Here is a 24325-nt window from a genome sequence, read left to right on the forward strand (position 1 = left end):
CCGGGGAGAGGGACGATGTTCGACACGGTTCTGGTCGCGAACAGGGGCGAGATCGCGGTCCGCGTGATCCGTACGCTGCGGGCGCTCGGCGTGCGCTCGGTCGCCGTGTTCAGCGACGCGGACGCCGGCGCCCGGCATGTGCGGGAGGCCGACACGGCCGTGCGCCTGGGCCCGGCTCCGGCCGCCGAGAGCTATCTCTCGGCCGAGCGGCTCCTGGAGGCGGCGGCCCGCAGCGGCGCCCAGGCGGTCCACCCGGGGTACGGCTTCCTCGCGGAGAACGCCGAGTTCGCGCAGGCCTGCGCGGACGCCGGCCTGGTCTTCATCGGGCCGCCCGCATCGGCGATCGACCTGATGGGCGACAAGATCCGCGCCAAGGAGACGGTGAAGGCGGCCGGGGTCCCGGTGGTCCCCGGCTCATCGGGCAGCGGCCTGACCGACGCCCAACTGGCCGACTCCGCGCGGGAGATCGGCATGCCGGTGCTGCTCAAGCCGTCGGCGGGCGGCGGCGGCAAGGGCATGCGGCTCGTGCGGGACGCCGCCCTGCTCGCGGACGAGATCGCCGCCGCGCGGCGCGAGGCGCGGTCCTCCTTCGGTGACGACACGCTGCTCGTGGAGCGGTGGATCGACCGCCCCCGGCACATCGAGATCCAGGTCCTCGCGGACGGCCACGGGAACGTGATCCACCTCGGGGAGCGCGAGTGCTCGCTCCAGCGGCGCCACCAGAAGATCATCGAGGAAGCACCCAGCGTCCTGCTCGACGAGGCCACGCGCGCGTCGATGGGCGAGGCCGCGGTCCAGGCGGCGCGCTCCTGCGGGTATGCGGGGGCGGGCACGGTGGAGTTCATCGTGCCGGGCAAGGACCCCGCGTCGTACTACTTCATGGAGATGAACACCCGCCTCCAGGTGGAGCATCCGGTGACGGAGCTCATCACCGGCCTCGACCTGGTGGAGTGGCAGCTGCGGGTCGCCGCCGGCGAGGAACTCCCTTACGGGCAGCGGGACATCGCGCTCACGGGCCACGCGATCGAGGCCCGCGTCTGCGCCGAGGACCCTTCCCGCGGCTTCCTGCCGTCCGGCGGCACGGTCCTCGCCCTGCACGAGCCGCAGGGCGACGGGGTGCGGACCGACTCGGGCCTGAGCGAGGGCACGGAGGTCGGGAGTCTGTACGACCCGATGCTGTCGAAGGTCATCGCGTACGGTCCCGACCGCCCCACGGCCCTGCGCAAGCTGCGCGCCGCCCTCGCGGAGACGGTCACGCTGGGGGTGCCGACCAACGCGGGCTTCCTGCGGCGGCTGCTCGCCCATCCGGCGGTGGTGGCAGGCGACCTGGACACCGGGCTCGTGGAGCGCGAGGCCGAGGACCTGGTCCCCAAGGGCGTCCCCGACGAGGTGTACGAGGCCGCGGCGGCCATCCGCACCACCGCCCTCGAACCCACCGGCGACGGCTGGCGGGACCCGTTCTCGGTGCCGGGCGGCTGGCGCATCGGCGGCACCCCGGCCCCGCTGACACACCACCTCCGCGTACCGGGCCAGGAGCCTGTCGCGCACGTCGCGGGCGCCGGGCCGCGCACGGTGGAGCCCGGCCGCGTCACAGTGCACGTGGACGGGGTCGCCCACACCTTCCACCGCGCCGCCGACTGGCTCGGCCGGGACGGCGACGCCTGGCACGTCCAGGACCACGACCCCGTGGAGGCCGGCCTGACCGGCGCCGCCCACAGCGGGGCCGACGCCCTCGCCGCCCCCATGCCCGGCACGGTCACGGTCGTCAAGGTGGCCACCGGCGACCGGGTGGCCCAGGGACAGAGCCTCCTGGTGGTGGAGGCCATGAAGATGGAGCACGTCATCTCCGCCCCGCACGCGGGCACCGTCAGCGAACTCGACGTCACACCGGGCGCGACGGTCGCCATGGACCAGATCCTCGCCGTGGTGATCCCCGACCCCGAGGCCCCGCAGGAGGAGAAATGACGCCCCACGGCCCGCTCCCCATGGCTGTGCCCGCCCAAGGCCTGCCGCCCCGCGTCCGTATCCACGAGGTCGGTGCCCGGGACGGCCTGCAGAACGAGAAGGCGCTCGTCCCCACGGAGATCAAGGCGGAGTTCATCCGCCGCCTCGCCGCCGCGGGCCTCACGACCGTCGAGGCGACCAGCTTCGTGCACCCCAAGTGGGTGCCCCAACTGGCCGACTCCGAGCAGCTGTTCCCGCTCGTGCGGGACCTCGCACAGGACGGCGGAGTCAAGCTCCCCGTCCTGGTGCCGAACGACCGGGGCCTGGACCGCGCCCTGGCGCTCGGCGCGCGCGGCGTCGCCGTCTTCGTCAGCGCCACGGAGTCGTTCGCCAAGGCCAACCTCAACCGCACGATGGCCGAGGCGCTCGCCATGTCGGAGCCGGTCGTGACCCGCGCCCGCGAGCACGGCGCGCAGGTGCGGGGCTACCTCTCCATGTGCTTCGGCGACCCGTGGGAGGGCCCGGTGCCCATCGCCCAGGTCGTGCGGACCGCGAAGGCGCTCCTGGACATGGGCTGCGACGAGCTGAGCCTCGGCGACACCATCGGGGTGGCCACCCCGGGCCATGTCCTGGCGCTGCTCGCCGAGTTGAACGAGCAGGGCGTGCCGACGGACCGCATCGGCGTGCACTTCCACGACACGTACGGCCAGGCGCTCGCCAACACCCTCGCCGCCCTGCAGCACGGCGTGCGCACGGTCGACGCGTCGGCGGGTGGCCTCGGCGGCTGTCCGTACGCGAAGAGCGCCACCGGCAATCTCGCCACCGAAGACCTCGTATGGATGCTCGACGGCCTCGGCATCGAGACCGGCGTCGATCTCGGCAAGCTCACCGCCACCAGCGCGTGGATGGCCGAACAACTGGGCCGACCCAGCCCGTCCCGCACCGTCCGTGCCCTGAGCGGCACCTCCCACCAGGAGCAGTGAAGAACGATGGACCACCGTCTGTCCCCCGAGCACGAGGAACTCCGCCGCACCGTCGAGGAGTTCGCGCACGAGGTCGTCGCCCCGAAGATCGGTGACCTGTACGAGCGCCACGAGTTCCCGTACGAGATCGTCCGCGAGATGGGCCGCATGGGCCTGTTCGGCCTGCCCTTCCCCGAGGAGTACGGCGGCATGGGCGGCGACTATCTCGCCCTCGGCATCGCCCTCGAAGAGCTGGCGCGCGTCGACTCCTCCGTGGCGATCACCCTGGAGGCGGGCGTCTCACTCGGCGCGATGCCGATCCACCTCTTCGGTACGGACGAGCAGAAGCGGGAGTGGCTGCCCCGGCTCTGCTCCGGTGAACTCCTGGGCGCCTTCGGCCTGACCGAGCCGGACGGCGGCTCGGACGCGGGCGGTACCCGCACGACCGCGGTGCGGGACGGCGACAAGTGGGTGATCAACGGCTCCAAGTGCTTCATCACCAACTCCGGCACGGACATCACGGGTCTGGTCACGGTCACCGCCGTCACCGGCCGCAAGGCGGACGGCCGTCCGCTCATCTCCTCGATCATCGTGCCGTCCGGGACGCCCGGGTTCACGGTCGCGGCGCCGTACTCGAAGGTCGGCTGGAACGCCTCGGACACCCGCGAGCTGTCCTTCGCGGACGTGCGGGTCCCGGCGGCGAACCTCCTCGGCGAAGAGGGCCGCGGCTACGCCCAGTTCCTGCGCATTCTCGACGAGGGCCGGGTCGCGATCTCCGCGCTCGCGACGGGCCTCGCACAGGGCTGCGTCGACGAGTCCGTGAAGTACGCCAAGGAGCGGCACGCGTTCGGGAAGCCGATCGGGGCGAACCAAGCGATCCAGTTCAAGATCGCCGACATGGAGACGCGGGCGCACATGGCGCGGGTCGGCTGGCGGGACGCGGCGTCACGCCTGGTCGGCGGTGAGTCCTTCAAGAAGGAGGCGGCGATCGCGAAGCTCTACTCCTCCACGGTCGCCGTCGACAACGCGCGCGAGGCCACCCAGATCCACGGCGGGTACGGCTTCATGAACGAATACCCCGTGGCCCGGATGTGGCGGGACTCCAAGATCCTGGAGATCGGCGAGGGCACCAGCGAGGTGCAGCGCATGCTGATCGCCAGGGAGCTGGGATTCGCGGGATAACCACCCTGCGGTGGGGAAGGCGCCCGCAGGGGCCGCTGGACATCAGATTAGGTTAGGTTAACCTAAGCGCTAGTTCCGGCCAGTGGCCCCGCCGCCGTCCTCACGAAAGCAGAGACCCACATATGTCCCACGCCCGCTTCCCTCAGCCCTCCCGCCGCGGCATCCTCGCCGCCGGTGGCGCCCTCGGCCTCACGGCCCTGCTGGCAGCCTGCGGTGACGAGAAGAAGAGCGGCTCGGGCAAGGCGGACGCCGGCGACTCCGGCCCCTGGAGCTTCAAGGACGACCGCGGCAAGACCGCCCAGGCCAAGGGCACGCCGAAGAGCATCGTCGCCTTCACCGGCGTCGCCGCGGCCCTCTTCGACTACGGCGTCGAGGTCAAGGGCGTCTTCGGCCCGACGAAGACCAAGGACGGCAAGGCGGACGTCCAGGCCGGCGACATGGACATCAGCAAGCTGACGGTCATCGGCAACGAATGGGGTCAGTTCAACATCGAGAAGTACGCGGGCCTCGCCCCCGACCTCCTCGTCTCCACGATGTTCGACGACGCGGGCACCCTTTGGTACGTGCCGGAGGAGAGCAAGGACAAGATCCTCAAGCTCGCCCCGAGCGTCGGCGTCTCCGTCTACGACCGCCAGATGACCCAGCCCCTCCAGCGCCTTCTCTCGCTCGCCGAGTCGCTCGGCGCGGACGTGAAGGCCGAGAAGGTCGTCAAGGCGAAGAAGCGCTTCGAGGCGGCCGCCGAGCGGCTGCGCAAGGTCGCCAAGGCGAACAAGGACATCAAGGTCATGGTCGGCTCGGCCAGCCAGGACATCTTCTACGTCTCCGGCACGAACCTCTCCGCCGACCTGGAGTACTTCAAGTCCCTCGGCGTGAACTTCGTGGAACCCTCCGAGGCCGCCAAGAAGGAGAGCGGCGGCTGGTTCGAGAACCTGAGCTGGGAGAACGTCAACAAGCACGGCGCGGACGTCATCATGATGGACAACCGCACCTCCGCCCTGCAGCCCGACGCCCTGGACAAGTCCAAGCCGACCTGGGCGAAGCTGCCCGCGGTCAAGGCCGGGCAGGTCATCCCCCGTGTCACCGAGCCCATTTACTCGTACGACAAGTGCGCCCCGATCCTCGAGGACCTCGCCGACGCGATCGAGAAGGCCAAGAAGGTCAGCTGACACCTGCCCCCCTTGCGCCCGAGCACAGCCCTCTCCGCATTTCGGAGAGGGCTGTTCCGTTTTCCTGCCTCTTCGTGACCACAGGGACCCCCTGGGTTTAACCACGGGGGTAGTTAGGTTAGGCTTACCTCACTTCCCCCAAGTCCCCTCACCCAGAGGAAGTTCATGCGCTCGCACCTGCTCAACGACACCACCGCGGAGCGTTACCGCAGCTCCGTGACCGAAGGAGTCGAGCGGGTGGCGGCCAGAATCGCCACCACCTCACGCCCCTTTACCGGCGTCTCCGTCGACGATCTCGCGCCCCGCATCGAGGCCGTCGACCTGGACGAGCCCCTGCACGACACCATCGCCGCCCTGGACGAGCTCGACGAGCTCTACCTGCGCGACGCCGTGTACTTCCACCACCCCCGCTACCTCGCGCACCTCAACTGCCCGGTCGTCATACCGGCCGTGCTCGGCGAGGCGGTGCTGTCCGCCATCAACTCTTCCCTCGACACGTGGGATCAGTCCGCGGGCGGCACACTGATCGAGCGCCGCCTCGTCGACTGGACCGCCGAACGCATCGGGCTCGGCCCGGCCGCCGACGGCGTGTTCACGAGCGGCGGCTCGCAGTCCAACCTCCAGGCCATGCTGCTCGCCCGCGAAGAGGCCGCCAAAGCCGGAAAGCCCGCCACCGAGCTGCGCATCTTCGCCTCCGAGGTCGGCCACTTCAGCATCCAGAAGGCCGCGACGCTGCTCGGTCTCGGCGAGGACGCCGTGATCGTCATCCCCACCGATCACAACAAGCGCATGCAGACCGTGGCACTCGCCCGCGAACTGGAGCGCTGCCGCGACAACGGCCTCACCCCCATGGCGGTCGTGGCCACCGCGGGCACCACCGACTTCGGCTCCATCGACCCGCTCCCCGAGATCGCCGAACTCTGCGAGCAGTTCACCACCTGGATGCACGTCGACGCGGCGTACGGCTGCGGGCTGCTCGCCTCGCGCAAGAACCGGCACCGCATCGACGGCATCGACCGCGCCGACTCGGTGACCGTCGACTACCACAAGTCCTTCTTCCAGCCGGTGAGTTCCTCCGCCGTCCTGGTGCGGGACCGGTCCACGCTGAGCCACGCGACGTACCACGCGGAGTACCTCAACCCGCGCCGCATGGTGCAGGAGCGCATCCCCAACCAGGTCGACAAGTCCCTGCAGACCACGCGCCGCTTCGACGCGCTGAAGCTGTGGATGACCCTGCGCGTGATGGGCGCCGACGCCATCGGCGAGCTCTTCGACTCCGTCTGCGACCTGGCGGGCGAGGGCTGGGAGCTGATCGCCGCCGACCCCCGCTACGACGTCGTCGTGGAGCCCCAGCTCTCCACGCTCGTCTTCCGCTACATCCCCGAGTCGATCTGCGACCCCTCCGCCATCGACCGCGCCAACCTGTACGCCCGCAAGGCCCTGTTCGCCTCCGGTGACGCCGTCGTCGCGGGCACCAAGGTCGGCGAGCGCCAGTACCTGAAGTTCACCCTGCTCAACCCCGAGACCACGGTCGCCGACATCACGGCCGTCCTCGATCTGATCGCCGGCCACGCCGAGCAGTACCTGGGAGAGACCCTTGACCGCGCTTCCTGATGACCGAGAACCACTGGACTTCGTCGGCATCGGCCTTGGTCCCTTCAACCTCGGCCTCGCCTGCCTGACCGAACCCATCGACGAGCTGAACGGCCTCTTCCTGGAGTCCAAGCCGGACTTCGAGTGGCACTCGGGCATGTTCCTGGAGGGCGCTCACCTCCAGACCCCGTTCATGTCGGACCTCGTCACCCTCGCGGACCCGACGTCCCCCTACTCCTTCCTCAACTACCTGAAGGAATCGGGACGGTTGTACTCGTTCTACATCCGCGAGAACTTCTATCCCCTGCGCACCGAGTACAACGACTACTGCCGCTGGGCCGCCGCGAAGCTCTCCTCGGTCCGCTTCAGCACGACGGTGACCGAGGTGACGTACGAGAATGATCTCTACGTCGTGCACACCTCCACCGGCGACGCCATCCGCGCCCGGCACCTCGTCCTCGGCACCGGCACACCGCCGCACATCCCCGAGTCCTGCGCGGGCCTCGGCGGGGACTTCATCCACAACTCCCGCTATCTGCAGAGCAAGGCGGAGCTCCAGCGCAAGAAGTCGATCACGCTCGTCGGCAGCGGCCAGTCCGCCGCCGAGATCTACCAGGACCTGCTGAGCGAGATCGACGTCCACGGCTACCAGCTCAACTGGGTCACGCGCTCCCCGCGCTTCTTCCCGCTGGAGTACACGAAGCTGACGCTGGAGATGACCTCTCCGGAGTACGTCGACTACTTCCACGCGCTGCCGGAGGCGACCCGCTACCGCCTCCAGGATCAGCAGAAGACGCTCTTCAAGGGCATCGACGGCGACCTGATCAACGACATCTTCGATCTGCTCTACCAGAAGAACATCGGCGGTCCGGTCCCGACGCGTCTGCTCACCAACTCCTCGCTGCAGAGCGCCCGTCACGAGAACGGCACGTACACCCTCGGTCTCCACCAGGACGAGCAGGGCAAGGACTTCGAGCTGGAGTCCGAGGGCCTGATCCTGGCCACCGGCTACCAGTACGTCACGCCCGACTTCCTGGAGCCCGTCCGCGGCAGGCTCTGCTGGGACGGCCGCGGCCGCTTCCAGGTCGCCCGCAACTACTCGATCGACACCACGGGGCGCGGCATCTTCCTGCAGAACGGCGCCGTGCACACCCACTCGCTGACCAGCCCCGACCTGGGCATGGGCCCCTACCGCAACGCGTACATCATCGGTGAGCTGCTCGGCTCCGAGTACTACCCCGTCGAGAAGTCCATCGCGTACCAGGAGTTCGCCGTATGAGCACCACAACAGCGCTGACCCTGCGCCCCCTCGACCCCCTGAAGGACGCCGAGCTCCTGCACGGCTGGGTCACCCACCCCAAGGCCTCGTTCTGGATGATGCAGGACGCGACGCTGCCGGACGTCGAGCGCGAGTACATGGCGATCGCCGCCCACGAGCACCACGACGCGTTCATCGGCCTGCACAAAGGCGTTCCCGCCTTCCTGATGGAGCGCTACGACCCCCGTTACGTCGAGCTCGTCGGCCTCTACGAGCCGCAGCCCGGCGACGTCGGCATGCACTTCCTCACCGCGCCGTCCGACGTCCGCATCCCCGGCTTCACCCGTGACGTGATCACCGAGGTCATGCGGACGCTCTTCGCCGACCCGGCGACCCGGCGCGTCGTGGTCGAGCCCGACGTCGACAACACGGCCGTGCACGCCCTCAACGAAGCCGTCGGGTTCCGGCCGGCCGAGGTCATCCAGAAGCCGGAGAAGAAAGCTCTGCTGAGCTTCTGCACCCGCGAGCAGTTCGAACACGCAGTACGCGAAAGGGAATTGGCGATATGACCCTGTCCGACGCCACGGCGCACCTCTCCCCCGAGCGCTGGGAGCAGGCCAACCGCCTCCTCATCCGCAAAGCCATCGCCGAGTTCGCGCACGAGCGGCTCTTCACACCCGAGCCCCTGGGCGACGACAAATACGTCATCCGCAGCGACGACGCCCTGACCCGCTACCGCTTCACCGCCAAGCGGCTGCGGCTCGACCACTGGCAGGTCGACGCCGACTCGATCTCCCGGCACCGCGACGGCACCGAACTCCCGCTGAACGCCCTCGACTTCTTCATCGAGCTGCGTACGGCCCTCGGCCTGAGCGACGAGATCCTGCCGGTCTACCTGGAGGAGATCTCCTCCACGCTCTCCGGCACCTGCTACAAACTCACGAAGCCCGCGATCCCGGCCGCCGAGCTCTCCCGCTCCGGCTTCCAGGAGATCGAGACCGGCATGACCGAGGGCCACCCCTGCTTCGTCGCCAACAACGGCCGGCTCGGCTTCGGCGTGCACGAGTACCTCTCGTACGCCCCCGAGACCGCGAGCCCCGTACGGCTCGTATGGCTGGCCGCGAGCAAGAAGCGGGCCGCGTTCACCGCGGGCGCCGGCATCGACTACGAGTCGTTCCTGCGCGCCGAGCTGGGCCAGGAGACCCTGGACCGCTTCGACCGCAAACTCCGTGACCAGGGCCTCGACCCCGAGGACTACCTCCTGATCCCGGCCCACCCCTGGCAGTGGTGGAACAAGCTCTCCGTGACCTTCGCGGCGGAGGTCGCCCAGCGGCACCTGGTGTGCCTCGGCGAGGGCGACGACGAGTACCTCGCCCAGCAGTCGATCCGCACCTTCTTCAACAAGAGCGACCCGGCCAAGCACTACGTCAAAACGGCGCTCTCGGTCATCAACATGGGCTTCATGCGCGGGCTTTCGGCCGCATACATGGAGGCGACCCCGGCGATCAACGACTGGCTCGCGAACCTCATCGAAACCGACGAGACCCTCAAGTCGACCGGCCTGACGATCATCCGCGAGCGCGCGGCCGTCGGCTATCGCCACCTGGAGTACGAGGCCGCCACCGACCGCTACTCCCCGTACCGCAAAATGCTCGCCGCCCTGTGGCGCGAGAGCCCTGTCACGTCCCTGGCGGACGGCGAGCAACTGGCCACCATGGCCTCGCTGTTGCACACAGACCTGGAGGGCGCGTCCTTCGCGGGCGCCCTCATCGAGCGCTCCGGGCTCACCCCCGCCGCGTGGCTGCGCGGCTATCTGCACGCCTACCTGACGCCGCTCCTGCACAGCTTCTACATGTATGACCTCGTCTACATGCCGCACGGCGAGAACGTCATCCTGGTCCTGAAGGACGGCGTCGTACAGCGGGCGATCTTCAAGGACATCGCCGAGGAGATCGCGGTCATGGACCCGGACGCGGTGCTCCCGCCCGCGGTGGAGCGCCTGCGGGTCGAGGTCCCCGACGACCAGAAGCTCCTGTCGATCTTCACGGACGTCTTCGACTGCTTCCTGCGCTTCCTGTCCGCGAACCTCGTCACCGAGGGCCTGGTGGACGAGGAGACGTTCTGGGGCGCCGTCGCCGAGTGCGTGACGACCTACCAGGAGGCCACGCCCCAACTGGCCGACAAATTCAAGCAGTACGACATGTTCGCCCCGGAGTTCGCCCGCTCCTGCCTGAACCGGCTCCAGCTGCGGGACAACGAACAGATGGTGGACCTCGCCGATCCGGCCGGTGCGCTGCAGCTGATCGGGACGCTGAAGAACCCGATCGCGTAGGCAGGACACACAAGCCGAGTGGGGCTCCCGAGACGGTCCTCGGGAGCCCCACTCTCGTGCTCAGGCGGGTGTCACTTCGACGGCCAGGGCACCTCGGGCGACTTGAAGTAGCCGATGCCGAGCGCGTCCCAGCGCGGCCCCTGCTGGGCGAGCCGCTCCTTGTACGTGTCCCAGTCGTGGGTCGACGCGGGCGACCAGCCGAGCTCGGCGATGCCGGGCAGCCGCGGGAACGCCATGTACTCGATGTGCGCGGAGGTCGAGAGCGTCTCCGACCACAGCTCCGCCTCGACACCCTTGATCGAGTCCGCGGGCGCGCCCGCCAGATACGTGCCCGGGTTCCAGTCGTAGCTGCGCTGCACCGACACGTAACCCGCCCAGGACAGGCCGAGCGGGGTGTCCTTGTCGTACTTCATGTCGAGGTACGAACGGTCGGCGGGCGAGAGGACCAGCTGCGTGCCCTTCTTCGCCGCGTTCACGACCTGCTCGCGCTCGGCGGCGCCGGTGGCGTCGTAGCCCCAGTACTGCGCGAGGGCGCCCTTGGCGGGCGTGGCGCCGGTGAGCTGGTGCCAGCCGACCACGGTCTTGCCGTACTTGGCGACGACCGGCTGGACCTTGTTCATGAACTCCACGTAGTCCTCGTGACTGGTGGAGTGCGCCTCGTCCCCGCCGATGTGGATGTACTTGCCGGGCGTCAGGGCGGCGATCTCGCGGATGACGTCGTCCACGAAGTCGTACGTCACGTCCTTCTTGACGCACAGCGAGCTGAAGCCGACCTCGGTGCCGGTGTAGAGCGGGGGCGCGACGCCGTCGCAGTTCAGCTCGGCGTACGAGGCGAGCGCGGCGTTCGTGTGGCCCGGCATGTCGATCTCGGGGATCACTTCGAGCTGCCGCGATGCCGCGTACTGGACGATGTCCTTGTACTGGGCCTTCGTGTAGTAGCCGCCCTTGCCGCCGCCGACCTGCGTGGAGCCGCCGTACGTGGCGAGCTTGGGCCAGGAGTCGATGGCGATGCGCCAGCCCTGGTCGTCACTGAGGTGCAGGTGCAGTTTGTTGACCTTGTAGAGCGACATCTGGTCGATGTAGCGCTTGACCTTGTCGACCGAGAAGAAGTGCCGCGACACGTCGAGCATCGCGCCGCGGTGCTCGTAGCGGGGCGCGTCCTTGATGGTGCCGCCCGCGACCAGCCAGCGGCCCTTCTGCTCGGTCGTCTTCTCGGCGGCCGCGGGCAGCTGCTGCCGCAGCGTCTGGACGCCGAAGAAGAGGCCCGCGGGCCTGCGGGCCGTGATGGTGAGGGAACCGCGCTTCGACTCCAGGCGGTAGCCCTCGCTGCCGAGGGACTTGTCCTTGGAGTTCAGCCGCAGCCGGATGCCGTCGCGGCCCTCGTCGTCGGTGATCTTCAGGGGGTAGCCGGTGGAGGGACGCAGGACGCCCGCCAGATAACCGCCGATCCGCTTCGCGTCACGCGAGTCGTCGACCCGGATGCGGGTCTTGGAGTTGATCTCGTACGGGGAGCCGCCCGGGTCGGTGGACGCGGGGGCCGGGATGACCTGGCCGAGCGGGGTCGGTGTGGTGGCCGTGGCTGCCTCCTTCGCACCGCTGCCACCACCGGGCGCGGCGGCCACGGAGGAGAATCCGGCCGCGGCGACGAGCAGCAACGAGCCGAACAGGCGGGTCGATCTGTGGTGCTGTCTCACGAGCGGGTCCCTTCGACGGGCCATCACTGTGGTGCATCGCAATCGAACGGTCACCATGGGTACCTTGCGCCCCGGAGCGGGTCAAGGGTGTAGACCACTTCCGCCGCCCTCCGATGGAAGAATCCTCGCATGGCGGAAATCATCCAGCGCGACGGGACATGGACCTTCGACGGAGAGACACTGCGCCTGGTGCCGGGACGCGACAAGAACGTGTCGCTGCTGCGTAAGTCGCTCGGAGAACTGGCTGTACCGCTGGGCGCGTTGGCGGGCATCGCCTTCGAACAGGGCAAGAAGTCGGGCCGGCTGAGACTGCGGGTGTCCGCCGCTTCCTGCGACAGCTATCTGCTGCCGGGCCCCTCGGTGCCGCTGTCGGTGTCGGCGGGTGACGGCACGGCGAGCTTCCTGGCCCTCTCCGAGGTCGCGGCCGTGGAGTGGCAGCCCGCGGTGGGCCTGGAGAACGGCTGCCTCCGCTTCACCGTCCGGCACGCGCCGACCTAGGCGCCGCCGAAGTAGACCAACCGGCGGCTTTGGCGGAGCCCTCGGAGTTTCTGGTTGTGAGCCAAGAACCTTCCCTCCCACCCACCCGATCACCCCGCATCGGGGCTGATTTTCGACGCGATCCTGCCCGGAATCGGGCAGGATTGTTGCACCCGGAGGGCTCTTCGTTCAGGATCAACGAATGCACGACGACCTGGTGGATCACCTGACCCGCAGCACCCCGCTCCAGCGGGGCGAAGCGCTGCGTGTCATCCAGGACGTGCTCGCCTACTTCGACGAGACGACCGAGGATTTCGTCCGTCGCCGCCACCGCGAACTGCAGGGTCAGGGCCTGCTGAACGCGGCGATCTTCGAACAGATCTCGGCGGATCTCCATTACCGCGCGGTCGCGCCGCCCGAGCTCACCCTCAGGCAGCTGCGCCGCATCATCTACGGCTAGGACACCCTCCATGTGCGGAATCGTCGGTTATATCGGCAAGCGTGACGTCGCCCCGCTGCTCCTCGAAGGCCTCCAGCGCCTGGAGTACCGCGGCTACGACTCCGCGGGCGTCGTCATCACCAGCCCCAAGGCGACCGGCCTGAAGATGGTCAAGGCGAAGGGCCGCGTCCGCGACCTCGAGGCCAAGGTGCCCGCCCGCTTCAAGGGCACCACCGGCATCGCCCACACCCGCTGGGCCACCCACGGCGCCCCGTCCGACGAGAACGCCCACCCGCACATGTCGGGTGACGACAAGGTCGCCGTCGTCCACAACGGCATCATCGACAACGCCTCCGAGCTGCGCGCCAAGCTCACCGCCGACGGCGTCGAGTTCCTCTCCGAGACGGACACCGAGGTCCTCACCCACCTCATCGCCCGCGCCCAGGCCGACAAGCTGGAGGACAAGGTCCGCGAGGCCCTGCGCCACGTCGAGGGCACGTACGGCATCGCCGTCCTGCACGCCGACTTCAACGACCGCATCGTCGTCGCCCGCAACGGCTCCCCCGTGGTCCTCGGCATCGGCGAGAAGGAGATGTTCGTCGCCTCGGACGTCGCCGCGCTCGTCTCGCACACCCGCCAGGTCGTCACCCTCGACGACGGCGAGATGGCCACCATCAAGGCCGACGACTACCGCACGTACACGACCGAGGGCTCGCGCACGACCGCCTCGCCGACCACCGTGGAGTGGGAGGCCGAGTCGTACGACATGGGCGGCCACGACACGTACATGCACAAGGAGATCTTCGAGCAGCCCGACGCCGTGGACCGCGTCCTGCGCGGCCGCATCGACGACCGCTTCTCCACCGTGCACCTGGGCGGCCTGAATCTCGACGCGCACGACGCCCGCAAGGTGCGCCGCGTCAAGATCCTGGGCTGCGGCACCTCGTACCACGCGGGCATGATCGGCGCCCAGATGATCGAGGAGCTGGCCCGCATCCCCGCCGACGCGGAGCCGGCGTCCGAGTTCCGCTACCGCAACGCGGTCGTGGACCCCGACACCCTCTACATCGCGGTCTCGCAGTCCGGCGAGACGTACGACGTGCTCGCCGCCGTCCAGGAGCTCAAGCGCAAGGGCGCCCGCGTCCTGGGCGTCGTGAACGTCGTCGGCTCCGCGATCGCCCGTGAGGCCGACGCGGGCGTCTACGTCCACGCGGGCCCGGAGGTCTGCGTCGTCTCCACCAAGTGCTTCACGAACACCACGGTCGCCTTCGGCCTGCTCGCCCTGCACCTGGGCCGCATCCGTGACCTGTCGGTCTCCGACGGCAAGCGGATCATCGAGGGCCTGCGCAAGCTGCCCGGACAGATCTCGGAGATCCTCAAGCAGGAGGACGAGATCAAGAAGATCGCCAAGCAGTACGCGGAGGCCCGCTCGATGCTCTTCATCGGGCGCGTACGCGGCTACCCCGTCGCCCGCGAGGCCTCCCTGAAGCTCAAGGAGGTCTCGTACATCCACGCCGAGGCCTACCCCGCCTCCGAGCTCAAGCACGGCCCGCTCGCGCTCATCGAGCCCGCTCTCCCCACGGTCGCGATCGTCCCGGACGACGACCTCCTGGAGAAGAACCGCGCCGCCCTGGAGGAGATCAAGGCCCGCAGCGGCAAGATCCTCGCGGTCGCGCACCAGGAGCAGGAGAAGGCCGACCAGACGATCCTCGTCCCGAAGAACGAGAACGAGCTGGACCCGATCCTGATGGGCATCCCGCTGCAACTCCTCGCCTACCACACGGCGTTGGCGCTCGGCCGGGACATCGACAAGCCGCGCAACCTGGCGAAGTCGGTCACGGTCGAGTAGTCCCACCGCTCAGCACGACCCGCAGAAAATGAACGACCCCTCGCGCGTGCCACCAAGCGTGCGAGGGGTCGTTCTTCAGGGGCCAGGGGCGCCCATTCCCCCGACCCGCGCCTGCCTCATCCGGTAGCCGTCACTGCCCCGGCCGGCAGGTGGTCGTGCCACCTGTACGTACCCTTCACAAGGGCACAACCCACCTGTACGCACGAGTAGATTTATCTACACGGCAAGGAAGTTGACGCCTCGCCACCCTCACCCCACCTGGGACGAAGGGGCGTCAGGGAATGACGACGACGGGGCGTTGCGCGCGGCGCGCGAGCCGGCCCGCGACCGAGCCGAAGATGCGCCCCACGATTCCGTGCGTCGATCCGACGACGATCGCGTCCGCGGAGTACTCCCGGCCGACCTCTTCGAGTTCGTGGCAGATGTCGCCGCCGCGCTCGACCAGGATCCACGGGACTTCGGCGAGATAGTCCGCACAGGCCAGTTCGAGACCGAGCACTTCCGTGCGGTGGTCCGGCACATCGACGAAGACAGGCGGCTCGCAGCCGGCCCACACCGTGGTGGGGAGCCGGTTGGCCACATGCACGATGATCAGGCCGGATCCGGAGCGATGGGCCATCCCGATCGCGTACGAGAGAGCGCGCTCACTGGAGGTCGAGCCGTCGAAACCGACGACGACCCCGTGCCGGAAGGCCGGATCGCAGGAATGACGTGGTTCTTCCGCCGCCTGGGGGGTCGCCGTGGGATCGGCGACCTGCCGCTTGCGGTCCGCTGGTTCGGAGTATTCGTGACCGGCCATGGGTGTCTCGGCGAAGGAGTCCTCTGTGGGAGGGTCGGCTCTGTTCGGGTCGTACGGCGCAGTTGGGGAGCGATACGGACAGGATCGGGCAGGGACGGAGGAGCGGCGACCACCGGAGCTGTGTCCGGGAATCATCTTCCCAACCCCATACCCCCAAGGGTACGGCGACACTCCTCTCCTGCCCAGAGCTTGCTTCCGGCCCTGCGGGAGCCTCACGGCGTTCACCGGAGCATGCATGAGCGGCGCCCGTATGGCAATGGTTGCTGCCTTGTACAGGCGGTTTGGGCACCCAGCCGCGTGGGCCGCCTTCGGCCACAAGGTTCACGCCAGTGACCGGCCGCGTGACCACGCGTTGAACGTGGGTACGCCACCGCCACAGGGAGCCCGCCGTGCCTGGACCGCCGTCCGTGTCCTCACACGTCACGACGCAGAGCCACCGACGCCCGCCGGAGGGGGCGCGTGAGCGCCCGCGCGGCGGTGTCCCCTCACCACGCGCCGAGGGGACACCACCCCCGCCCGCGCAGGACTCCGCGAGCGATGTCGTCCGCTGGGCGGCGTTCAGCTGCGTCCTGGTTCCCGTCGTCCTGGTGGGGTACGGGACCTCACTGGCGGGAGCCGCCGGGTCGGCCCTCGGGCTCGTGGCCGTGACAGGGGTGTGCCGGCTGCTGCTGCGGCAGTCGGAGCGCGGGGCGGTGCGGCTGGTCGAGGAGCAGGGCCGGGGGCGGCGCGGGCGGGTGGGTTCGGGGGCGCACAGGGGCGGTCGGCATGCTGGTGGGTCCACGCCGGGGGACTGACCGATTCGCGCGCACTCACCCGTAACTTTTCAGCCAACTTCCTATGGCCATGCATTCCTTGGCCGAAGGGGTGCCCAACCCCGGTCCCACCAGGGCTGAAAGGCATGCGGAGGGCGCCTGAACCCTACGGGGACCGGCCACGGAGCCGAGGCGCACTTCCCAGCAACGCCCGTGAGTGCAACGCTTCGTGATCGACTGCTTCACGCCAAGTTGCCATGTCGACATAGTGCCGGGTCCTTAACTGGTCACCCCGGCAGCACGGGACGCAGTAGATTCGATCATGACTGTATTACGGCGGGGGACTGGTGGAGGACCGAGGGGAAACGTGCAGGAGCGACAGGTCCGACAGGAACGCCAAGAGCGCCGGGAACGCAGAGACCACAGAGACCACGGAAAACAAAGAGAAAACAGAGCACGCCAAGAACAGGGAGCCGCGACGACCGAGGGGGGCTTAGCGCCATGAGCCACGACTCCACTGCCGTGCAAGAAGCCGCGTCGCGGAAGCTTTCCGGACGCCGCCGCAGGGAGATTGTCGCGGTGCTGCTGTTCAGCGGTGGCCCCATCTTCGAGAGTTCCATACCGCTCTCCGTGTTCGGGATCGACCGGCAGGACGCCGGGGTCCCCCGCTACCGGCTGCTGGTCTGCGCCGGTGAAGAGGGACCACTGCGGACGACCGGGGGGCTCGAACTCACCGCGCCACATGGCCTGGAGGCCATCGGGCGTGCGGGCACCGTCGTGGTGCCGGCCTGGCGGTCGATCACCTCGCCGCCACCGCCGGAGGCACTCGACGCGCTGCGCCGCGCGCACGAGGAGGGCGCCCGCATCGTGGGGCTCTGCACCGGCGCGTTCGTACTCGCCGCGGCAGGTCTGCTCGACGGCCGCCCGGCGACCACGCACTGGATGTACGCACCGACGCTGGCCAAGCGGTATCCATCCGTCCATGTGGATCCGCGCGAGCTCTTCGTCGACGACGGGGATGTCCTCACCAGCGCGGGGACCGCGGCCGGAATTGATCTGTGCCTGCACATCGTGCGCACGGACCACGGCAACGAAGCCGCGGGCGCGCTCGCCCGCAGGCTTGTCGTGCCTCCGCGCCGGGCAGGCGGCCAGGAGCGGTATCTCGACCGGTCGCTGCCCGAGGAGATCGGCGCCGACCCGCTGGCCGAGGTCGTCGCCTGGGCGCTGGAGCATTTACACGAACAGTTCGACGTGGAGACGCTGGCCGCGCGCGCGTACATGAGCAGGCGCACCTTCGACCGCAGGTTCCGCTCGCTCACCGGGAGCGCTCCCCTGCAGTGGCTGATCACTCAGCGCGTACTGCAGGCACAGCGGCTGCTCGAGACCTCCGACTACTCCGTCGACGAGGTCGCGGGCCGCTGCGGCTTCCGCTCGCCCGTGGCCCTGCGTGGCCACTTCCGGCGCCAGCTGGGCTCGTCGCCCGCCGCCTACCGGGCCGCTTACCGCGCCCGCAGGCCGCAGGGGGGCGAGCGGGCGCTGCTGGAATCCGCGCCGCCCATGCCCACCACGGCGACGGTGAACGCGGAGAGCACGGGTCCCGTCCCGTCGCAGACACGGCGTACGGCGGCGGCGAGTGCCGTCGGCCCGTCGGCTTCGCTGTCCGCGGACCCGGGGAAGCCGAGCTCGGATGTGTACGCGCCAGGCCGTCCGCCACTGCCCGGCCAGAGGAGCGCGCCGTAGGGTAAGACGCATGAACGATCGCATGGTGTGGATCGACTGCGAGATGACCGGGCTCTCGCTGACGGATGACGCACTTATCGAGGTGGCCGCACTGGTCACCGACTCGGAACTGAACGTGCTCGGCGAAGGTGTGGACATCGTGATCCGCCCGCCGGACGCGGCGCTGGAGACCATGCCCGAGGTGGTGCGCAAGATGCACACCACCTCGGGGCTCCTCGACGAGCTGGCGTCGGGCACGACGCTGGCCGACGCCGAGGAGCAGGTCCTGGCGTACGTACGTGAGCACGTCAAGGAGCCCCGCAAGGCTCCGCTCTGCGGGAACTCGGTCGGTACCGACCGGGGCTTCCTGCTGCGCGACATGGGGACGCTGGAGGAGTTCCTCCACTACCGCATCGTCGACGTCTCCTCGATCAAGGAACTGGCCCGGCGGTGGTACCCCCGGGCCTACTTCAACAGCCCGGACAAGAACGGCAACCACCGGGCGCTCGCGGACATCCGCGAGTCCATCGCCGAGCTGCGCTACTACCGCGAGGCGATCTTCGTGCCGCAGCCGGGCCCCGACTCGGACACGGCCAAAACGATCGCGGCCAAGCACGTGCTGCCTGCGGAGTAACCTCCGCGAACCCCTCGTGTACGGGGTCCGGAAAAGGCGTGCGCGAGCACCCCTTCGGACCCTGTACACTTTTTCTCGGCCGGTCGGAAGAACGCAGAACGACCGGACATGGTGGGTGTAGCTCAGTTGGTAGAGCACCTGGTTGTGGTCCAGGTGGCCGCGGGTTCAAGTCCCGTCACTCACCCTGATTGATCAAGGCCCGGCCTGCGAAAGCAGACCGGGCCTTCGTCATGTCCGTGCACGGTTACGACCGTTCGGAGCGCTCAGACCGTCAGGGGCACGGGGTGGACCTCGTCGGCCTTGTGGCCCGCGCGTTCGTGGATGCGCTGGACCGCGTCGGCCGATGGCGCGTCGGAGAGGCAGTAGACCGTCCCGGACTCCGGGTCCGCCCAGGCTTTCTTGAAGTGGACCCCTTCTTCCTTCTCGATGGCGAGGTCCGCCTGGTGGGCCTGCATCAGCTGGTCGGCCGTGATGTCCTTCATCCCGTGGTGGACGTCCATGAACTGGGACATGGCGTCGCACCCCCTTCCGGCATACGCGTTCGGGCGTTCGGGGCCGCCAAGGCCGATGGCCGGCCCCTCTGTCTCCATCGTGCGCCTGTACGAGCACGGATGCGACGTCGAGGCCGCGGGCCGTTCCTGCCGGGCTGGTGCGTTCTCACACGGGGCGTGAAAGCCGGGCTCAGGTACGGGCCGCGCGCACCCTTCCCGCTCGTGCGGGGGCGGTGCAGAGTGCGTGTGGCGCTTCGTGAGGTCCGTGTCGGTACGGGGCTTCGGGGCGCAAGGGCCGTCGGTTGCCTCCCGCGTCGGCGGCCCGCCCCACCCCGCCTCTCGCCGGCCCCTCAGGACGACGAGCGCTCCACCAGTTCCGTCGGCAGCACCAGTTGGCGGTGATCGAGGCGGCGGGCGGATGCCGGGCGGTCGTCCGCGATCTCGGCGAGCAGCAGGTCGATCATCGCCCGGCCCATCTCCTCGATGGGCTGGCGCACGCTGGTCAGCGGTGGGTCCATGTGGCGGGCGATCGCCGAGTCGTCGAAGCCGACGAGCGCCACGTCGTCGGGTATCCGGCGCCCGGCCTCGCGCAGGACCTGGCGGGCGCCTGCCGCCATCACGTCGGAGCCCGCGAACACCGCGTCCACCTCGGGGCAGGCCGCGAGCAGCTCCGTCATCGCCCTGCGGCCGCCCTCCTCGGTGAAGTCACCCGGCGCGACAAGGCGCTCGTCCACCTCGCGGCCCGCGTCCGACAGGGCGGCGCGGTAGCCGTCCAGGCGGCGCTGGGCGCCGTAGACGTCCAGGCGGCCGGTGATGGTGGCTATGCGCGTGCGGCCGCGGGTCAGGAGGTGCTCCACCGCCGAGTGCGCACCGGCGAAGTTGTCGGAGTCGACCGAGGGCAGCGCCTCGTCGGCCGAGCGGCGGCCGCTGATCACCGCCGGGATCTCCAGCTGGGCCAGGAGGTCCGGCAGCGGGTCGTCCGCGTGGACGGAGACCAGGAGGACGCCGTCCACGCGGTGGGCCGCGAGGTACTGGGCGAGGCGCTGACGCCTGCGGTCGTTCCCGGCGAAGATCAGCAGGAGCTGCATCTCCGTCTCGCTGAGCTCCGCCCCGACGCCGCGCAGGACGTCGGAGAAGTACGGCTCGGCGAAGAAGCGGGTCTCGGGCTCCGGCACGACCAGGGCGATGGCGTCGGTGCGGTTGGCGGCGAGGGCGCGGGCCGCGGTGTTCGGGACGTACCCCAGTTCGGCTACGGCTGCCTCGACCGCCGTACGGGTCGCCTGGCTCACCCGGGGTGAGCCGTTGATGACCCGGGAGACCGTCCCGCGGCCCACCCCCGCCCTCGCGGCGACCTCCTCCAGCGTCGGTCGCCCGCCGCTGCGGCCGCGTGGTCCGTGAGCTGGCATGGTCCGCCTCCCGTCGCAATCCCCCGGGCGAGGAATGTAGAGGAATGTAACAGCCCGATCTTCACCGGTCCGATGGGCCGAACGCGGGAGCGCACACGTGACGGCGCGAGCCCCCTCGTAACAGCCCGATAACTGAAGACATGTGTCTCTGTCCGGTCCCTTGACACCCCCGCCCCCAGCCACGACTCTTCAACTCATCACGTGTGGGAGCGCTCCCACACTACCTGACACGTACACATCCCGCACGTTCCCCGCCCGAGCCGAAGAGTCAAGCAACGGGGCAAGCAGTGCAGTTGGCCGGGGGGTCGGCACGTCAGGCAACAGGAGGACGACATGCACACGAGTTCCCGCCGACCCGGTCGGCTGGTGGCCTTCGCGGCCGTGACCGCGCTGGCCGGCAGCCTGCTGGCCGGCTGTTCCAGCGACGACGACACCAGCTCCGAGGGCGGTGACGGCAAGGTCACGCTCAATGTGGGCACGTTCGGTGTGCTTGGCCTGAAGCAGGCCGGTCTCTACGCCGAGTACGAGAAGTCGCACCCGAACATCAAGATCAAAGAGAACGTCATCGAGCGGAACGACGCCTACTACCCGAAGCTCCTCACCCAGCTCCAGTCCGGCGCGGGTGTCAATGACGTCGCCGCCATCGAAGTCAGCAACATCACCGAGGTCGTGCAGACCCAGGGCGCCAAGTTCGAGGACCTGGGCAAGGCCGAGGGTGTGGACAAGTCCACGTACCTCGACTGGAAGTGGAAGCAGGCCACGACCGAGGACGGCAAGACGGTCGGCCTCGGCGTCGACATCGGCCCCACCGCGCTGTGTTACCGCAAGGACCTCTTCAAGAAGGCCGGTCTGCCCACGGACCGCGAGGAGCTCGCCAAGGAGTGGGCCGGCGACTGGGACAAGTACGTCGCGCTCGGCGAGAAGTACATGGACAAGGCCCCCGACGGCACCAAGTTCGTCGACTCCGCTTCCAGCGTCTACAACGCCGTCTTCGCCGGTGCGAAAGAGCGGTACTACGACAAGAGCGGCAAGGAGATCTACGAGGACAGCCAGGGCCGCAAGGACGCCTGGGACGCGGCGATGAAGGTCGCGGACGGTGACATGTCGTCCAAGCTCAAGCAGTTCGACCCGACATGGGACCAGGGCTTCGCCAACGCCAAGTTCGCCACCGTGGCCTGCCCGGCGTGGATGGCCGGATACATCCAGGAGAAGACGGGCCCCGAGGGCAAGGGCCAGTGGGACATGGCCAAGGCGCCCACGGACGGCAACTGGGGCGGGACGTTCCTCGGCGTGCCGAGCGCGGGCAAGCACAAGAAGGAGGCGACCGAGCTCGCCGTCTGGCTGACGCAGCCCGAGCAGCTCGCGAAGGTCTTCGCCAAGCAGGCCAGCTTCCCGTCGACGCCGTCGGCGTACGACACGCTGAAGCCGTCGCCCGCGACCAAGGCGTACTTCAACGACGCGCCCATCACGGAGATCTTCGCCGACATCGCGAAGAACACCCCCTCGGCCGTCTACGGCCTGAAGGACGCCCAGATCGGCCAGTCCATCACGGACATCGGTGTGCTCCAGGTGGAGCAACAGGGCAAGTCTCCGGCGCAGGGCTGGGAGGCCGCGCAGAAGGAGATCAAGGATGTTCTGGGACAGTGACGCGCATGTCCGAGACCGCTGAGTACGCCGAGACCGCGTCCCCCGGTGAGGGGGACGCGGCCCCGGCCGCGTCCGGGAGGCGCACGGCCTCCCCCACGTCCTCGTGGCGCAGTCGCCTGTACCGCTGGGACATAAAGGCGTCGCCGTACGTCTTCGTCGCCCCCTTCTTCCTCTTCTTCGGTGCCTTCGGTCTCTTCCCGCTGCTGTACACGGGCTGGGCGTCGCTGCACCGCCTGTCGTTGACCAACCTCGACGGCAGTACCTGGATCGGCCTGGAGAACTACACCAACCTGCTGCAGAGCGACTACTTCTGGAACGCGCTCGGCAACACCTTCACCATCGGCGTCATCTCCACCGTCCCCCAGCTCGCCGTGGCGCTCGGCATCGCGCATCTGCTCAACTACAAGCTGCGCGGCTCCACTCTGTGGCGGGTGGCGATGCTCGCTCCGTACGCCACGTCGGTGGCGAGCGCCTCGCTGGTCTTCACGCTGCTCTTCGCGTGGGACGGCGGGATGGTGAACTGGATCATCGGGTCCGTGGGCATCGATCCCGTCAACTGGCGTGAGTCGTCGTGGGGTTCGCAGTTCGCGGTGTCCTCGATCGTCATCTGGCGGTGGACCGGCTACAACGCGCTGATCTATCTGGCGGCGATGCAGGCCGTGCCGCACGACCTGTACGAGTCGGCCGCGCTGGACGGCGCGTCGCGCTGGCAGCAGTTCCGGCACGTGACCATCCCGATGCTGCGGCCGACGATCCTGTTCACGGTGGTCGTCTCGACCATCGGGGCGACCCAGCTCTTCGGTGAGCCGCTGCTGTTCGGCGGCACGGCCGGGTCCAAGGGCGGCGCCGACCACCAGTTCCAGACGCTCGGTCTCTACCTGTACGACCAGGGCTGGATCAACGGCCATCTGGGCCGGGCATCGGCCGTCGCCTGGCTGATGCTCGCGATCCTGCTGCTCATCGCCGCGGTCAATCTGCTGATCGCCCGACGTCTGAGGAAGGACCGATGAAGCCGCGCACATCGGGCCCCACGACGGACCTCGCCCCCGATCCGCCGGGCGACGTGATCACGAGCCCGAGGAAGGGCCCCGCCCCTGGCACGAAGCCGGCCCGCCCGCTGGGGCTCAAGGCCGGTCGCACGATGCACGCCGGGCCCGTGACCTACGTCGTCCTCGCGCTATTCACGGCCGTATCGCTGGCCCCGCTGATCTGGACGGCGATCGCCGCGTCCCGTACGAGCGGGCGGCTCGCCCAGACCCCGCCGCCCCTGTGGTTCGGCGGGAACCTCTTCAAGAACCTGGAGCGGGCCTGGACCGAGGCGAGCCTCGGTGACGCGATGCTCAACACCACGATCGTGGCGGGCACCATCACCATCGGCACCGTCCTGTTCTCCACGATCGCCGGATTCGCCTTCGCCAAGCTGAAGTTCAGGTTCAGCGGTGTGCTGCTCCTGCTGACGATCGGCACGATGATGGTGCCGCCGCAGCTGAGTGTCGTACCGCTCTATCTGTGGGTCGCCGACCTGCAGTGGACCAATCAGCTCCAGGCGGTGATCCTGCCGACGTTCGTGAGCGCCTTCGGGGTGTTCTTCATGCGGCAGTACCTGGTGCAGGCGCTGCCGAGCGAGCTCATCGAGGCGGCGCGGATGGACGGGGCGAGCAGTCTGCGCATCATCTGGCACGTGGTGTTCCCCGCCGCGCGGCCCGCGATGGCGGTGCTCGGCCTGCTGACGTTCGTGATGGCCTGGAACGACTTCCTGTGGCCGATCATCGCGCTGAACCAGTCCAACCCCACCGTGCAGGTGGCGCTCAACTCCCTCGGTACGGGCTACATCCCGGACCGGGCGGTGATCATGGCGGGCGCGCTGCTCGGCACGCTGCCGCTGCTCCTGGCGTTCATCCTCTTCGGCAAGCAGATCGTGAGCGGCATCATGCAGGGCGCCGTCAAGGGCTGAGGCCTCCGCCGCCCGCCAAGGGCCGGG

The 24325-nt window shown here is 69.0% G+C and carries 20 protein-coding genes, 1 tRNA gene and 1 pseudogene; 18 read left to right on the forward strand and 4 right to left on the reverse strand.

The features are described 5' to 3' along the window. The first annotated feature begins 15 nt into the window (after positions 1–15). The 8 genes from ACIBCK_RS05080 (at position 16) to ACIBCK_RS05115 (ending at position 10437) form a co-directional block, all read left to right on the forward strand. A complete protein-coding gene (locus ACIBCK_RS05080; RefSeq protein ID WP_399387257.1) occupies positions 16–1965 on the forward strand; it encodes a biotin carboxylase N-terminal domain-containing protein in 1950 nt (649 codons plus the stop codon). Continuing rightward, positions 1962–2927: a hydroxymethylglutaryl-CoA lyase gene (locus ACIBCK_RS05085; RefSeq protein WP_399386789.1), complete on the forward strand. Its 966-nt coding sequence runs from the start codon at positions 1962–1964 to the stop codon at positions 2925–2927. Before ACIBCK_RS05080 ends, ACIBCK_RS05085 begins: the two co-directional genes overlap by 4 nt. Before the next feature lie 6 nt (positions 2928–2933). Next, a complete protein-coding gene (locus ACIBCK_RS05090) occupies positions 2934–4088 on the forward strand; it encodes an acyl-CoA dehydrogenase family protein (protein ID WP_399386790.1) in 1155 nt (384 codons plus the stop codon). Positions 4089–4210: 122 nt separating this feature from the next. Next, the gene (locus ACIBCK_RS05095) at positions 4211–5254 is read left to right on the forward strand and encodes an ABC transporter substrate-binding protein (protein WP_399386792.1); all 1044 of its coding nucleotides are present in this window, start codon (positions 4211–4213) and stop codon (positions 5252–5254) included. Between the two features lie 165 nt (positions 5255–5419). Continuing rightward, positions 5420–6868, forward strand: coding sequence for a pyridoxal phosphate-dependent decarboxylase family protein (locus ACIBCK_RS05100; RefSeq protein ID WP_399386794.1), 1449 nt, complete (start codon positions 5420–5422; stop codon positions 6866–6868). Next, on the forward strand, positions 6852–8126 hold the full coding sequence (locus tag ACIBCK_RS05105; protein WP_399386796.1) for a lysine N(6)-hydroxylase/L-ornithine N(5)-oxygenase family protein: 1275 nt from the start codon (positions 6852–6854) through the stop codon (positions 8124–8126). Before ACIBCK_RS05100 ends, ACIBCK_RS05105 begins: the two co-directional genes overlap by 17 nt. Further along, entirely contained in the window at positions 8123–8674 is a 552-nt protein-coding gene (locus tag ACIBCK_RS05110; protein WP_399386798.1) for a GNAT family N-acetyltransferase, read from the forward strand. The genes ACIBCK_RS05105 and ACIBCK_RS05110 overlap by 4 nt, the downstream gene beginning before the upstream one ends. After that, positions 8671–10437, forward strand: a complete 1767-nt coding sequence (locus ACIBCK_RS05115) for an IucA/IucC family protein (protein WP_399386800.1) — start codon at positions 8671–8673, stop codon at positions 10435–10437. Before ACIBCK_RS05110 ends, ACIBCK_RS05115 begins: the two co-directional genes overlap by 4 nt. A 71-nt stretch (positions 10438–10508) precedes the next feature. On the opposite strand, the gene ACIBCK_RS05120 is transcribed toward ACIBCK_RS05115, so the two are convergent. Then, on the reverse strand, positions 10509–12131 hold the full coding sequence (locus ACIBCK_RS05120; RefSeq protein WP_399386802.1) for a beta-N-acetylhexosaminidase: 1623 nt from the start codon (positions 12129–12131) through the stop codon (positions 10509–10511). A 129-nt stretch (positions 12132–12260) separates the two neighbouring features. On the opposite strand from ACIBCK_RS05120, the pseudogene ACIBCK_RS05125 reads away from it, so the two are divergent. From ACIBCK_RS05125 to glmS, 3 genes and pseudogenes are all read left to right on the forward strand, one after another. Then, positions 12261–12626: pseudogene (locus ACIBCK_RS05125) on the forward strand (DUF4429 domain-containing protein); the annotation flags it as partial. A 184-nt stretch (positions 12627–12810) separates the two neighbouring features. Beyond that, positions 12811–13068 (forward strand): hypothetical protein, encoded by a 258-nt coding sequence (locus ACIBCK_RS05130; protein WP_399386804.1) that lies wholly within the window; start codon positions 12811–12813, stop codon positions 13066–13068. A 10-nt stretch (positions 13069–13078) separates the two neighbouring features. After that, positions 13079–14896: a glutamine--fructose-6-phosphate transaminase (isomerizing) gene (gene glmS / locus ACIBCK_RS05135; RefSeq protein ID WP_399386805.1), complete on the forward strand. Its 1818-nt coding sequence runs from the start codon at positions 13079–13081 to the stop codon at positions 14894–14896. 274 nt (positions 14897–15170) lie between these two features. Here the strand turns inward: glmS and ACIBCK_RS05140 are convergent, their stop codons facing one another. Then, entirely contained in the window at positions 15171–15695 is a 525-nt protein-coding gene (locus tag ACIBCK_RS05140; protein ID WP_399386806.1) for a universal stress protein, read from the reverse strand. Positions 15696–16102: 407 nt separating this feature from the next. Between ACIBCK_RS05140 and ACIBCK_RS05145 the strand changes: the two genes are divergently transcribed. From ACIBCK_RS05145 to ACIBCK_RS05160, 4 genes are all read left to right on the forward strand, one after another. After that, positions 16103–16489, forward strand: a complete 387-nt coding sequence (locus ACIBCK_RS05145) for a hypothetical protein (RefSeq protein WP_399387258.1) — start codon at positions 16103–16105, stop codon at positions 16487–16489. A gap of 459 nt (positions 16490–16948) precedes the next feature. Then, positions 16949–18187 (forward strand): GlxA family transcriptional regulator, encoded by a 1239-nt coding sequence (locus ACIBCK_RS05150; protein ID WP_399386808.1) that lies wholly within the window; start codon positions 16949–16951, stop codon positions 18185–18187. 10 nt (positions 18188–18197) lie between these two features. Next, a complete protein-coding gene (orn, locus tag ACIBCK_RS05155) occupies positions 18198–18800 on the forward strand; it encodes an oligoribonuclease (RefSeq protein ID WP_399386810.1) in 603 nt (200 codons plus the stop codon). 111 nt (positions 18801–18911) lie between these two features. Beyond that, a tRNA-His gene (locus ACIBCK_RS05160) sits at positions 18912–18984 on the forward strand. Between the two features lie 79 nt (positions 18985–19063). Here the strand turns inward: ACIBCK_RS05160 and ACIBCK_RS05165 are convergent. Further along, positions 19064–19312 (reverse strand): SCO4226 family nickel-binding protein, encoded by a 249-nt coding sequence (locus ACIBCK_RS05165; RefSeq protein ID WP_399386812.1) that lies wholly within the window; start codon positions 19310–19312, stop codon positions 19064–19066. Between the two features lie 329 nt (positions 19313–19641). Beyond that, complete coding sequence (locus ACIBCK_RS05170) at positions 19642–20697, reverse strand: LacI family DNA-binding transcriptional regulator (protein ID WP_399386813.1); 1056 nt, start codon at positions 20695–20697, stop codon at positions 19642–19644. Positions 20698–21030: 333 nt separating this feature from the next. Here ACIBCK_RS05170 and ACIBCK_RS05175 point away from each other — a divergent pair, with 333 nt between their 5' ends. The 3 genes from ACIBCK_RS05175 (at position 21031) to ACIBCK_RS05185 (ending at position 24298) form a co-directional block, all read left to right on the forward strand. After that, on the forward strand, positions 21031–22344 hold the full coding sequence (locus ACIBCK_RS05175; protein ID WP_399386815.1) for an ABC transporter substrate-binding protein: 1314 nt from the start codon (positions 21031–21033) through the stop codon (positions 22342–22344). A 5-nt stretch (positions 22345–22349) separates the two neighbouring features. Continuing rightward, a complete protein-coding gene (locus tag ACIBCK_RS05180; RefSeq protein WP_399386817.1) occupies positions 22350–23354 on the forward strand; it encodes a carbohydrate ABC transporter permease in 1005 nt (334 codons plus the stop codon). Positions 23355–23485: 131 nt separating this feature from the next. Beyond that, positions 23486–24298 (forward strand): carbohydrate ABC transporter permease, encoded by an 813-nt coding sequence (locus ACIBCK_RS05185; RefSeq protein WP_399387260.1) that lies wholly within the window; start codon positions 23486–23488, stop codon positions 24296–24298. The last annotated feature ends 27 nt before the right edge of the window (positions 24299–24325 follow it).

Source organism: Streptomyces sp. NPDC051218, from assembly GCF_044455475.1.
GTDB lineage: Bacteria > Actinomycetota > Actinomycetes > Streptomycetales > Streptomycetaceae > Streptomyces.